The organism is Pantoea sp. X-Soil-TKNS-1207 (genome assembly GCF_059730485.1).
Genome location: NZ_AP035958.1, coordinates 854,261 through 867,637, shown reverse-complemented (window position 1 = coordinate 867,637; position 13,377 = coordinate 854,261). Strand labels below are relative to the sequence as shown.

Sequence of the window (13,377 nt, the reverse complement as noted above, 5' to 3'; positions counted from 1 at the left end):
GCGTGCCTCAGTAAACGAAACTGACGGGCGCACCGCCCTGCGGATGGGGCAGAATCCCCATTGGAATACCGTAGATACTGCCCAGCACCTCAGGCTGCATGATCACCTCCGGTCCCCCTTCGGCAATCATTTCACCGCCCCGTAACGCCACCAGCTGGTCACAATAGCGTGCCGCCATATTGATATCATGCAGCACCGCGATCACCGTTAAGCCCCGCTGCTGGCTGAGACGCTGAATCAATGCCAGCACTTCAACCTGATGCGCGATATCCAGCGCCGAAGTGGGTTCATCCAGCAGCAGGCAGCGGCTGTTTTGCGCCACCAGCATCGCCAGCCAGGCGCGCTGACGTTCGCCGCCGGACAGACTATCCACCAGACGCCCGGCAAACGGCTTCAGCCCCACCAGGGCAATCGCCTCTTCTACGCGGTCACGATCTTCCTGACCATAGCGACCCAGCGCGCCGTGCCACGGATAACGACCAATCGCCACCAGCTCGCGCACCGTCATCCCTTCCGCCGCCGGTAACTGCTGTGGCAGATAGGCCACCTGACGGGCAAAGTCCTTGCTGCCCCACTGCTCCACCGCCTCACCATTCAGCAACACGCGGCCTTCACTGGCGGCCTGATGGCGTCCCAGCATTTTCAGCAACGTGGATTTCCCGGACCCGTTATGACCAATTAAGGCCGTCACTTTGCCCGGCGCGAAGGTGAGAGAGAGCGGATGCAGCAACGTGCGTCCGGGCACGCTAAAGCTGACGTTTTCGAGCGTAAAGGTGGTCTCTTCGTGGTGCGGATGCTGCATGGTAATCCCTGGAGTTACGGGCGCAGATCGCGCCCTTTTCTATCAGAAACGGAAGGTCGCCGTAGCAACCACCTGGCGGCCTGCGCCCCAGAAACAACCGTATGTCTGGAAGCAGCTTGCGACATATTCACGGTCGAGCAGGTTATTAACGTTTAAGGCAACACTTGAACCGTAAAGCCCAATGCGGCCCAAATCATATTTCACCATCGCATCCATGACGGTGGCGCTGCCGACTTTAAAGGTATTTGCCGGGTCGCCATAACTTGAACCAATGAAGCGACCACCAGCGCCAACGCTCAGTCCACTCAGCGCCCCTTCGTGGAAGGTATAATCGCTCCACAGTGATGCCATCTGTTTTGGCACCTGCACGGGAGTATTCCCTTTCAGGGTGGTGTCTTTGGTGTATTCCGCATCGGTATAGGTGTAAGAGGCGGTCATGTTAACGTTAGAACTGACAGCGGCTTTTGCTTCCAGCTCCGCGCCTCGTGCGCGAATTTCGCCAGCCGGAACCTGCTGTAAACCATTATTAGGATCTGCAGTCAGGTTATTGGTTTTCGTCAGATTATAGAGTGCGGCAGTCAATACAATCGGACGATCTTTTGGCACGTATTTCACGCCCACTTCGTATTGTTCGCCTTTGGAAGGCGCGAAGCTCTGGCGTGGAGTGCTAAACAGATCGAAGTCATTCGGCTCAAAGGACTGGCTATAGCTGAAGTATGGCGTGATGCCATTATCAAACAGGTAGTTAATACCGCCACGCCAGGTAAACTGACTGTCGTTGCGAGAGACACTACCGTTGTCGCTACGCACAACGCTGTTTTGCTCCAGCCAGTCATAACGACCACCCAGGGTCAGGAGCCACTTATTCCATTCCGCCTGATCCTGCACGTAAAGACCCGTCTGCTTCATTTCGTTGAGCTGATAAGGTGCGGCAGATCCGAAATCGAAATCGTCATGCTGGGGATTATAAAGATCCATTGGCGTGGCAGATCCGAAAGTTGCGCTGATATCATTACGCATACGCTGGAAATCTACCCCGGTCAGCAACACATGCTGTACATCGCCAGTGCCAAACTTGCTCTCCAGCTGCGTGTCCACAGCGAAGTTCTGCAAACGTTCATGATCAACCACGGTATTACGAACTAAGGTATGGTCAAGTTCGGCAACCGGTACCGTTGGGCAACTCGACGCAGTACAAATGCCCTGGCCGTAAACACTGTTCTGCGCGGTTTTCATTTCGGTGAAACGCAGGTTCTGCCTGACCGTGAAAGTATCATCAAAACTATGCTCAAAGGCGTAGCCAACCATTCGCTCAGAGCGGGAATAGGTATTGTTAGAGGCGCCTTCATTGAAATTCGTTGGCAGACGGCTGCCATCAGGCAGAGGTTTTACCGTGCCTTCTACCGGCAACCAGCCGTAGTAACCGGTTTCCGGTTCATTTTGCAGATATGAAAGAAAGGTGAAGCTGGTACGATCATTTGGACGCCAGGTAAAAGACGGCGCAATGGCATAGCGTTTTTGCTTCGCATTCACCTGCTGGTCGTTATTAGAACGCGCCATACCTGTCAAACGGTAAGAAAACTCGCCGTTATCATCCAGCGCATCGCTGAAGTCGAAGCCGGTTTGCATCAAATTGTCCGTACCCATTTTGAACTGCACTTCGCGAAGCGGTTCAGTGGTTGGACGCTTACTGACCATGGTGATAATGCCACCGGGATTACTCTTGCCGTACAGGACAGACGTTGGGCCACGCAGGACTTCTATACGCTCAAGCATATAGGGATCGATGACCGCATCGTTATAGAAGTTGCCCTGCATCTTCAGGCCATCTAAATAGTTATTTTGGTTCTGCCCGCTGGATGAGAAACCGCGAATGATCACTTGATCGTAAGTGTTAGATGAACCACGCGTGCCACTCATTACGCCCGGAGTGTAAGCCAGCGCCTCTTTAACTGAGTTGGGTTGGCGAGTGTCTAATTCCTGCCGTGTAATCACAGAAACCGACTGCGGGTTTTTCTCAATTGGCGTATCGGTTTTCGTGCCGGTCGCACTGCGTTTCGCGGCGATAGTCGGTGCCGGTCCCCAGGCGCTTTCCTGAGTGACGGCATTGCCGCCATCAGCGCTAACCACCACGGTATCTTCTGCCAGCGCATGGGCGCTAAGGGTGCCCAGGGTTAAGGAAATTAATAAAGCGAGCGGGCGTTTGGTAGGGACGCCACGCAGGTAACAAGGAAAGGTAGTACGCGCATTCATTTGAGGATCTCTCGAAAAGTTATCGGTGCAGGCGAATGTAAACGAGAATGATTATTATGAAGGTTGGATTTTAGGCGAAACGCTGCAAGATCCGCAAGATGTAATGCCTGATGGCGGTGCGTTTGGCGCAAGTTCGCTCATTTTGTTTCAGGAAAAACAGACATAAAAAAAGGGTGCCGGAGCACCCTTTTTTAAGATTCAGCCACTTAGTTGTTGCCGAACATCTCTTTGATCCAGCCAGCGACACCGTTGCTGTCTTTCTGCTCTTGTTGCTGCTGCTGTTGCAACTGTTGCTGCTGCTGGACCTGCTGTTGTTGCTGCTGGCACAGCGAGTTCGGATCGAGCGTCCACACCGGCAGCGAGCGCCAGGTGCTGCTGCCGCTGCCGCAGACAAAGTTCCCGGCGGAATCGACGTTCATCTGGGTGATATCTTCCGGCGGCGTCAGCACCAGCGGCATCGGCGCCTGGTTATCCAGATAGCGGCGATAGAGCTGCATCGCACCGCTGGCACCGTACAGTTTGGTGGTCTGGTTGTTGTCGCGGCCAACCCAGGTGATCGCCACTTCTTTGCCATCAACACCGGCAAACCAGCTGTCGATCAGGTCGTTGGTGGTACCGGTTTTGCCTGCCAGGTGCGCATTCGGGAAACGCGCGCCCAGCGCCCGTGCCGTACCGTGATCCGCCACCTGCTGCATGGTATACAGCGTCAGATACGCCGCCTGCGCCGGTTCCACACGCTGGGCCTGCGGATAGCTCTGGTACATTACCGTGCCATCTTCCGCAATCACCGAACGCACCGCCGACAGCTCAGCACGGTTGCCGCCACTGGCGATGGACTGGAACGCCTGCGCCACTTCAATCGGCGTCAGGTTAAGCGCCCCGAGCAGCATCGCCGGTACCGGATGCAGCTGATCTTTCGGCACCCCGAGTTTGCTCCAGGTATCCACCACCGAATCCAGCCCCATCGTCATACCGAGGTTAACCGTCGGCACGTTCATGGAGTTGGTCAGCGCATCCACCAGCATCACTTTGCCGCTGAAGCGACGATCGTCATTGAGCGGCTTCCAGATGGTGCCGTTCGGCTGTTTCAGCGCGATAGGTTCATCGGCGATCCAGCTGTTGAGACGATAAGAATTCGGCTGGCTCAGCGCGGTCAGATAGGTTGCCGGTTTTGCCAGCGAGCCGATGGAACGACGCGCCTGCAACGCACGGTTGTAACCCGCGAACTGCGGATCGGAGCCGCCAACCATAGCGCGGACTTCACCACTGAAACGATCCACCACCACCATCGCGGTTTCCAGATCTTTCAGGCCACGCTGTTTTTTCAGCGTCGGGATACCGTCTTCAACCGCTTTTTCCGCCGCATCCTGCGAGATCGGATCGAGGGTGGTGAAGATCTTCACGCCGGAGAGATCTTTCACTTTATCGCCGAGCCTGGCCTGCAACTCGTTACGCACCATCTGCATAAAGGCCGGCTGCGGCGTGATCACCCCGCCTTTCGGCTGCACGCCAAGCGGACGGGCCGACAGCATGTTGTACAGATCTTCATCGATGATCTTCTGCTGTTGCAGCAGACGCAGCACCAGGTTACGACGCTCCAGCGCCAGCTGCGGGTTACGCCACGGATTGTACAGCGACGCCCCTTTCACCATCCCCACCAGCATTGCCTGCTGGTCGAGGCTCAGTTCTTCCACCGGACGCCCGAAGTAGTACAGGCTCGCCAGCGGGAAGCCGCGGATCTGATCGTTACCGGCCTGGCCGAGATACACCTCGTTGAGGTACAGCTCCAGAATGCGATCCTTGCTGTAGCGCGCATCCATGATCACCGCCATATAGGCTTCACGCGCTTTACGCCACAGCGAACGCTCGTTGGTGAGGAACAGGTTTTTCACCAGCTGCTGCGTCAGCGTACTGCCGCCCTGCACCGCTTTACCGGCGGTGATGTTCGCGAGGAACGCACGACCAATAGAGTACGGGCTGATGCCATCGTGCTCATAGAAGTGACGGTCTTCGGTGGCGATCAGCGTATCAACCAGCAGATCCGGGAAACCGGCGCGCGGCACAAACAGACGCTGCTCACCGTTCGGCGACTGCAACATGGTGATCAGACGGGGATCGAGGCGGAAATAGCCAAAATCACGTCCGGTATCGAGGTTTTTAATCTCGCTCAGCTCGCTGCTGCTGAAGGTCATACGCGCGTGGATCTGCCCTTCTTTGCTGTCCGGAAAATCAAACGGACGACGCAGCAGGTCGATGGTGTTGCCCTTCACGCTGAACTCGCCAGGGCGGGTAATGCGCGACACTTCGCGATATTGCGTGCCTTCCAGCAGCGCAATCATCTCTTTTTTGTCGTACGCCATTCCCGGTTCGAGGCTGACCATACGGCCATATACGGTGGCAGGCAGCTGCCACACTTTACCGTCGATACGGCTGCGGATTTCGGAGTCGAGATAGACGCCCCAGGCCGCCATCACAACAACAAATACCAGGAAAAGCTTGATGAACCAGCCTAACCAGCGACGTTTACCGCGTGGCGGACGCTTTCCTTTACCTTTACGTGGCACTGGCTCACTCTCCTCGTCATCATCAAAATCGTCCTGATCGATATCATCATCAAGTTCCCTGCGGCGACCCCGGCGCGCGGTGCTGCGCGGCGGTTTGGGCTGTTTTCCCTTGCGCCCAATCGGTTCGCGATCGTTCCCAGACATGCTTTTATTCTCCAGGCATAGCTACGGCTGCGCCGTTACTCTAACTGCTTTCTCGTGCTGCGCATGGCAGAACCCTCTGAATTCTCTCCAGTTGGCGTCACGATGAAAATTTTTTGGTCCGCCTTGTTGGTAAGGCGTTGGCCGGATCATCCGGCCAGAGGTGTTTGGGATAACGCCCTTTCATCTCTTTCTGCACTTCGGGCCAGGCACCGCGCCAGAACGCGGCCAGATCACGGGTGATCTGCAACGGTCGATGCGCCGGTGACAGCAACTCCAGCACCAGCGGCACTCGCCCTTCGGCGACCGCCGGATTGCGCGCTTCACCAAACATCTCCTGAATACGCACCGCCAGCGCGGGCGGCTTCTCCGCGTCATAGCGGATCGGCAGGCGACTTCCGGTCGGCACAGTGTAATGAGTTGGCAGCACACTATCCAGCCGCTGACGTTGTGACCATGTCAGCAAATGTAATAATGCGCTGACAAGATTGACGCTCTGCAAGCCTTTCAAATCTCGCACCGCACCCATCTCCGGCAACAGCCAGCTTTCCAGCGAATCGAGTAAGGTTTCGTCGTCGAGCAACGGCCAGTTATCCTCCGCCAGCCACTGTGCGGCGCAGTGCAGACGCAGCCGCAGCTGCTCCGCTTCCGGCGTCCAGCCCAGCACCGACAACCCTTTTTCACGGATCCAGCGTAGCATCGCCGCGTGTAACACCTCCGCTTCCGGACGGGCCAGCGGCTGCGCTTTCAGGACCAGCGCGCCAATCACCTCACGCCGCCAGGCGCGCAGCGTGGCTTTCTCTTCATCCCATTCAACATCGGTGCGTTGCTCCACCAGTTGCGGGGAGTGCTGGCGCAGTTGATCAATATCGACCGGTAACGCCAGCAGCATCCGCGCATCCGCCGCACTGGCCCCCTGCAACAGGGCCGGGGCAATCAGCCATTCGCTGCGGCTTAAGCCATCCTGTTCATCCAGCATCGCGCCGATGCCGTTCGCCAGCTGATAACGCGCGCTGTTGCCACGGCGCTGCGCCAGCCGGTCGGCAAATCCCGCCGCCAGCAACGCCGCAAACCGGTCAGCATCGGGCTTGCCGCCGCTGGCATTGAGGCGCGTTTGCCACTGGCGCGCGCGGCGCTGCCAGTGCGCTTGCGGTCGATGCAGCGCATCACGCAGGTCGGCACTGCCGCTGCGAGGCGGATCTTCCAGAATCGCCACCAGCAGCGCGGCGCTGGCAATGGCCTCTTTATCCTGCCCGGCGGCGCATAAGATCGCGCTGAGACGCGGATCGCTGCCAAGCTGCGCCATTTTGCGGCCAGTGGCGGTTAACCGTCCGGCCTCATCCAGCGCCGCCAGTCGGGTCAGCAGCTCACGCGCGGCGCGCAGATGGCGCGCAGGTGGCACATCCAGCCAGCTCAGCTGCGCCACATCCTGGCAGCCCCATTGCAGCAGCTCGATGTGCAGCGCGGCGAGGTCGCTGTGCAGGATTTCCGGTTCGCTCTGCGCCGCCGCCCGTAACGCCTGCTCCTGCGGCAGCAGATGCAGGCAGATGCCTGGCTCCAGGCGCCCGGCACGTCCGGCGCGCTGCGTCATCGACGCCTGGCTGATGCGCTGCGTCTGCAAACGCGTGACGCCGCTGCGGGCATCAAACTGCGCCGCACGCTCCAGCGCGCTATCCACCACCAGCCGGATACCTTCAATGGTCAGGCTGGTTTCCGCGATATTGGTAGCGAGCACCACTTTACGGCGGCCCGCTGGCGACGGCAGAATCGCCCGGCGCTGCGCATCCAGCGATAGCGCCCCATATAAAGGAGAAAGGTCAACATCTTCGCTAACCCGCGCTTCCAGCTCGCGTTTTACCCGTTCGATTTCCGCCACGCCCGGCAAAAACAATAGCAGTGAACCGCTCTCTTCGCGCAGCAGCTGCGCCACTTCCCGTGCCACCGCTTCTTCAAATCGCAGCTGATTATTCAGCGAAGCGTAGCGACGCATAACCGGAAAACTGCGGCCCTGCGAAGCGATAAAGGGGGCGTCCGGCAGCAGGGTGCGCAGGCGCTGGTTATCTAAGGTTGCCGACATCAGCAGAATTTTCAGGTCATCACGCAATCCCTGCTGCACATCCAGCAGCAGCGCCAGCGCCAGATCGGCCTGCAAACTGCGTTCATGAAATTCATCGAGGATCACCAGCGCAACCCCATCCAGCATCGGATCGTTTTGCAGCATCCGCGTCAGAATGCCTTCGGTGACCACCTCCAGCCGGGTATGGGCGCCGCAGCAGTTTTCACCGCGCATACGGTAGCCGACGGTCTCGCCCGGTTGCTCGCCGAGCAGCTCAGCCAGCCGCTGCGCCACGTTGCGCGCCGCCAGCCGACGCGGCTCCAGCATAATGATGCGTCCGGGCAGCTGCGCCTGTTGCAGCAGCTGTAAAGGCAGCCAGGTGGATTTGCCTGCGCCGGTCGGCGCCGCCAGCAGCACCTGCGGCGACTGCGCCAGCGCGGCCAGCAGTTCAGGCAGCACCTCACTTACCGGTAACTCACTCACACTCAACTCCGTTTCCGCCTGTGCTAAGATGGCGCGCATTGTAGCACTCCCCGGCGCGTATTACCGGAGGCCTCTATGGCAACGCAACGCCTGTTTTTTGCTCTTGAACTGCCCGCCCCGCTGCAACAGCAGCTGGTGCGCTGGCGGGCGGAGACCTTTGCCGAGGATGCCGGCCGACCGATTGCGGCGGCGAATCTGCACCTGACGCTGGCGTTTCTCGGTGACGTTAGCGATGAAACCTCGCAGCGCCTGCAACAGCTGGCGGCGCGCATTACGCAACCGGGATTTCAGGTCGATTTAGATGATGCCGGTCACTGGCCGCGACCAGGCGTGGTATGGCTCGGTTGCCAGCGCCCGCCACGCGGTTTGCTGCAACTGGCGAATCTGCTGCGCGCGCAGGCGGCACGGCATGGCTGTGCGCAGAACGGCCCTTCGTTTCATCCGCATATCACCCTGCTGCGCAACGCCATGCATAAAGTGGCGCTGCCGCCGCGCGGTTTTCACTGGCGCATTGATGTCAGCCATTTTGCGCTCTTTGCCTCGCGCTTTGAGCAAGGCCGCACCCGCTACCAGGCGCTGGCGCGCTGGCCGTTATCTGCCCCGACAGGAGACTGAATGCTTTTCTCCCCGCCGCTGAAACCGGCCCGTTTAATTGCCCGCTATAAGCGTTTCTTAGCGGATGTGATCACCCCCGAAGGCGAAACCCTGACCATCCACTGTGCCAATACTGGCGCGATGACCGGCTGTGCCACGCCAGGCGATACCGTGTGGTACTCCACCTCGGACAGCCTGACGCGTAAATATCCCCACAGCTGGGAACTGACCGAGACCCGGCAGGGGCACTGGATCTGCGTCAACACGCTGCGCGCCAATCAGCTGGTTAAAGAGGCGCTGATGGCGGATACGATTCCGGAATTATCCGCTTATAGCCACTGCCAGCCTGAGGTGAAATATGGCACGGAAAAAAGCCGAATTGACTTCCTGTTGCGGGCGGAGGGTAGATCGAACTGCTATATTGAAGTCAAGTCCGTCACCCTTTTACAGCATGGTAAAGGCTATTTTCCGGATGCGGTGACGGTTCGGGGGCAAAAGCATCTGCGCGAACTGAGTCAAATCGCGGCAGAAGGCCATCGGGCCGTTTTGTTGTTTGCCGTTTTGCATACGGGGATTGAGGACGTCTCCCCGGCGCGCCATATTGACGCGCAATACGCAGAACTACTGGTGCAGGCGCAGCGGTGTGGCGTGGAAGTATTGGCGTATCAGGCTCACATCTCCCCGCTAAAAATGTTACTGACACAACCGATAAGGGTAGAGTTGTAATATTCTTAGCAATTTGTTGTGATAGGAATGTTCCGAGCGGTGCGCTAAATACGCTGTTCCTCACAGGCTTGTCAAGGTGCGATCATGAATAATTGCCAACGTTGACTGCTTCTGCTATTTATAGCGGCCTGTTTTTTTCCCTGTTGGGAATCGATAAACCCTGAAGAGTTCGAGTTGCAGGAAGGTGGCAAGGGAGTGAATCCCTGCGCTTACATCAGTAAGCGACGGGGGTGAATGAGCGCAGCCAACGCGCATGCAGCTTGAAATATGACGGGTAGTGCGTGTTATCCAGGAGAAACAACATGCAAGAAGGGCAAAACCGTAAAACATCGTCCCTGAGTATCCTCGCCATCGCTGGGGTGGAGCCGTATCAGGAGAAACCGGGCGAAGAGTATATGAACGAAGCCCAGCTGAGCCATTTCCGCAAGATTCTGGAAGCCTGGCGCAATCAACTCAGGGATGAAGTCGACCGTACTGTGTCGCATATGCAGGATGAAGCCGCTAACTTCCCGGACCCGGTTGACCGTGCCGCGCAGGAAGAGGAATTCAGCCTGGAACTGCGTAACCGCGATCGTGAGCGTAAGCTGATCAAAAAGATCGAGAAGACGCTGAAGAAAGTGGAAGATGACGATTTCGGCTACTGCGAATCCTGCGGTGTGGAAATTGGTATTCGTCGTCTGGAAGCGCGTCCGACTGCCGATCTCTGCATTGACTGCAAGACGCTGGCAGAAATCCGCGAGAAGCAGATGGCTGGCTAATGGCCGTGAACAGACTGTCGCCGCACAGCAGGGAAAACCACTGTTTTCCCGCCGTGCGGTGCACCTTATGACGATGTCGACCCTTCCCTGTATTGGGCGTTTTGCCCCCTCTCCCTCTGGTGAACTCCATTTTGGCTCGCTGATTGCCGCGTTAGGCAGTTACCTGAGTGCGCGTGCGCAGCAGGGTCGCTGGCTGGTGCGTATCGAAGATATCGATCCGCCCCGTGAAGTACCGGGTGCCGCCACACGCATTCTGCAACAGCTCGAACAGTATGGATTGCTCTGGGATGGTGAGGTGCTGTGGCAGTCGCAACGTCATGAGGCGTACCGTGAGGCGCTGAACTGGCTGCGTGAACAGCGGCAAAGTTATTTTTGTCGCTGCACGCGCAGTCGCATTCAGCAGCTGGGCGGCTTTTACGATGGTCACTGCCGCGATTTGCAGCTCGGCGCGGAAAACGCCGCGCTGCGCCTGCGTCAGCATACGCCGGTATACGGCTTTGACGATCGCCTGCGTGGTCATCTGCTGGCCGATACACGGCTGGCGCAGGAAGATTTCATTATTCATCGCCGCGATGGCCTGTTCGCCTACAATCTGGCGGTGGTGGTGGATGACCATTTTCAGGGCGTCACGGAAATTGTGCGTGGCGCCGATTTGATTGAACCCACGGTACGTCAGATTGCGCTCTATCAGCAGTTTGGCTGGCCGCTACCGGCGTACCTGCATTTGCCGCTGGCGGTGAACGCGGATGGCAACAAATTGTCGAAGCAAAACCACGCGCCTGCGCTGCCTGCGGGCGATGCCCGGCCGCTGCTGGTGCAGGCGCTACGCTTTTTAGGTCAGCCGGTTGCAACCGGATGGCAGGATGAATCGCTGGAAACCCTGCTGAAACAGGCCATCGCGCAGTGGAATATCCGTTTGATCCCGCTGGAAAACGCCCTGAAGCCGGATGAGGCGACATCGCCATTCTCAAATGGTTCGCAACAGGCTATGATTAGCCGCTGATTTTACCAACACCATTAATGTCACTGTCGAGGTGTCCCATTTTTACCCGAGTCGCTAATTTTTGCCGGAGAGTCCTCAAGCGTGACGAGGAGGCGCCTGAAGAGGTGGAAACCGAAAGTCTGATGACCGTCATTCCCCGTGAAAGCCACAACATCTCACGCAAAGATATCAGCGAAAATGCCCTCAAAGTGCTGTATCGCCTGAATAAAGCCGGTTACGAAGCCTATCTGGTAGGCGGCGGCGTGCGCGATTTGCTGTTAGGTAAAAAACCGAAAGATTTCGATGTCACCACCAACGCCACGCCGGAGCAGATGCGTAAATTGTTCCGCAACTGCCGTCTGGTTGGACGCCGTTTCCGCCTGGCCCATGTGATGTTTGGCCCGGAGGTGATTGAAGTCGCCACCTTCCGTGGTCATCACCAGATTGAAGAGAGCGAAGAGGACGATCGTAACAGTTCGCAGCGTGCGCAAAGCGGTATGCTGCTGCGCGACAACATCTTCGGCAACATTGAAGATGACGCCCAGCGTCGCGATCTGACCATCAACAGCCTCTACTACAGCGTGGCGGATTTCACGGTACGCGATTACGTCGGTGGTTTGCAGGACCTGCAACAAGGCATCATCCGCATGATTGGCGACCCGGAAACGCGCTACCGCGAAGATCCGGTGCGTATGCTGCGCGTGGTGCGTTTTGCCGCCAAGCTGGAGATGCGCATCGCCGCAGAGACCGCGGAGCCGATCCCGCGCCTCGCGACCCTGCTGAATGACATCCCGCCAGCGCGTATGTTCGAAGAGTCGCTGAAGCTGCTACAGGCCGGTTACGGCTTCCGCACCTATCAGATGATGCGGGAATATCAGCTGTTCCAGCCGCTGTTCCCAACGCTGACGCGCGGCTTCACCGAGCACAGCGACAGCCCGATGGAGCGGATGCTGGCGCAGGTGCTGAAAAACACCGATACCCGCATTCACAATGATATGCGCGTCAATCCGGCGTTCCTGTTTGCCGCGATGTTCTGGTATCCGCAGCTGGAATCTGCCGAGCAGATTGCCCAGGAGAGCGGCCTGACCTACTACGACGCCTTTGCGCTGGCGATGAACGAAACGCTGGATGAAGCCTGCCGCGCGCTGGCGATTCCGAAGCGTATCACCACGCTGATCCGCGATATCTGGCAGTTGCAGCTGCGCATGTCACGTCGCCACGGCAAACGTGCGTGGAAGCTGATGGAGCACCCGAAATTCCGCGCCGCTTACGATTTGCTGGCGCTGCGTGCCGATGTGGAGAATAACCCGGAGCTGCAACGCCTGAGCCAATGGTGGGGCGAGTTCCAGGCTGCCGCGCCGACGCAGCAGAAAAACATGCTGAATACGCTGGGCGACGATCCGGCCCCGCGTCGCAAACCGCGCCGCCCACGTCGCCGTCCGACCGCACCGCGCAGCAACAGCGCGTCATGACCCGTGTTTACCTCGCGTTAGGCAGTAACCTCGCCGATCCGCTGCATCAGGTTGATGCAGCGCTCGCCGCGCTGGATGCACTGCCGCACACCACGCGGGTAGCCACCTCGTCACTGTATCGCACCCCACCCTATGGTCCACCGGATCAGCCGGATTACCTCAATGCGGTGGTCGCGCTGGAGACCGCGCTCGCGGCGGAAACTTTACTCGACCATACCCAACGCATCGAACTGGAACATGGCCGGGTACGTAAAGCCGAACGCTGGGGGCCGCGCACCCTGGATCTGGATATCCTGCTGTTCGGCGACGCGGTGATTAACACCCCGCGCCTGACGGTGCCGCATTACGACATGCACAACCGTGCATTTATGCTGCTGCCGCTGCTGGAAATCGCGCCACAGCTGACCCTGCCGGGCGGAAAACCGCTGGCTCCGCTGCTGGCAGCGCTCGATCAAAGTGCGATTCGATTGTGGGCTGAGTAGCCCCAGAATCGCACGCCAGTCATATCGCCCACCCTGCCAATCCAGTACACTGCGCCCATCAGAA

General features: G+C 58.3%; 10 protein-coding genes. 6 read left to right on the top strand and 4 right to left on the bottom strand.

Annotation, left to right across the window (positions count from 1 at the left end):
* Positions 1 to 7 precede the first annotated feature (7 nt).
* From fhuC to hrpB, 4 genes are all read right to left on the bottom strand, one after another.
* Positions 8 to 802 (bottom strand): Fe3+-hydroxamate ABC transporter ATP-binding protein FhuC, encoded by a 795-nt coding sequence (gene fhuC / locus AC6I8V_RS03860; protein ID WP_497844608.1) that lies wholly within the window; start codon positions 800 to 802, stop codon positions 8 to 10.
* A gap of 42 nt (positions 803 to 844) precedes the next feature.
* On the bottom strand, positions 845 to 3,055 hold the full coding sequence (fhuA, locus tag AC6I8V_RS03855) for a ferrichrome porin FhuA (protein WP_497844607.1): 2,211 nt from the start codon (positions 3,053 to 3,055) through the stop codon (positions 845 to 847).
* A gap of 206 nt (positions 3,056 to 3,261) precedes the next feature.
* The gene (mrcB, locus tag AC6I8V_RS03850) at positions 3,262 to 5,763 is read right to left on the bottom strand and encodes a bifunctional glycosyl transferase/transpeptidase (protein ID WP_497844606.1); all 2,502 of its coding nucleotides are present in this window, start codon (positions 5,761 to 5,763) and stop codon (positions 3,262 to 3,264) included.
* 97 nt (positions 5,764 to 5,860) lie between these two features.
* Positions 5,861 to 8,338 carry an ATP-dependent helicase HrpB gene (gene hrpB, locus AC6I8V_RS03845; protein ID WP_497844605.1) on the bottom strand — a complete coding sequence of 826 codons (2,478 nt, stop codon included), beginning with the start codon at positions 8,336 to 8,338 and terminating at the stop codon, positions 5,861 to 5,863.
* Positions 8,339 to 8,374: 36 nt separating this feature from the next.
* Between hrpB and thpR the strand changes: the two genes are divergently transcribed.
* The 6 genes from thpR (at position 8,375) to folK (ending at position 13,313) form a co-directional block, all read left to right on the top strand.
* Positions 8,375 to 8,914 (top strand): RNA 2',3'-cyclic phosphodiesterase, encoded by a 540-nt coding sequence (thpR, locus tag AC6I8V_RS03840; RefSeq protein WP_497844604.1) that lies wholly within the window; start codon positions 8,375 to 8,377, stop codon positions 8,912 to 8,914.
* A complete protein-coding gene (gene sfsA / locus AC6I8V_RS03835; protein ID WP_497844603.1) occupies positions 8,915 to 9,619 on the top strand; it encodes a DNA/RNA nuclease SfsA in 705 nt (234 codons plus the stop codon).
* Between the two features lie 302 nt (positions 9,620 to 9,921).
* A complete protein-coding gene (gene dksA / locus AC6I8V_RS03830) occupies positions 9,922 to 10,377 on the top strand; it encodes an RNA polymerase-binding protein DksA (RefSeq protein ID WP_013507920.1) in 456 nt (151 codons plus the stop codon).
* A 73-nt stretch (positions 10,378 to 10,450) separates the two neighbouring features.
* The gene (gene gluQRS / locus AC6I8V_RS03825; RefSeq protein WP_497845758.1) at positions 10,451 to 11,380 is read left to right on the top strand and encodes a tRNA glutamyl-Q(34) synthetase GluQRS; all 930 of its coding nucleotides are present in this window, start codon (positions 10,451 to 10,453) and stop codon (positions 11,378 to 11,380) included.
* Positions 11,381 to 11,418: 38 nt separating this feature from the next.
* Complete coding sequence (gene pcnB, locus AC6I8V_RS03820; RefSeq protein ID WP_497845757.1) at positions 11,419 to 12,831, top strand: polynucleotide adenylyltransferase PcnB; 1,413 nt, start codon at positions 11,419 to 11,421, stop codon at positions 12,829 to 12,831.
* Complete coding sequence (gene folK, locus AC6I8V_RS03815; RefSeq protein WP_497844602.1) at positions 12,828 to 13,313, top strand: 2-amino-4-hydroxy-6-hydroxymethyldihydropteridine diphosphokinase; 486 nt, start codon at positions 12,828 to 12,830, stop codon at positions 13,311 to 13,313. The genes pcnB and folK overlap by 4 nt, the downstream gene beginning before the upstream one ends.
* Positions 13,314 to 13,377 lie beyond the last annotated feature (64 nt).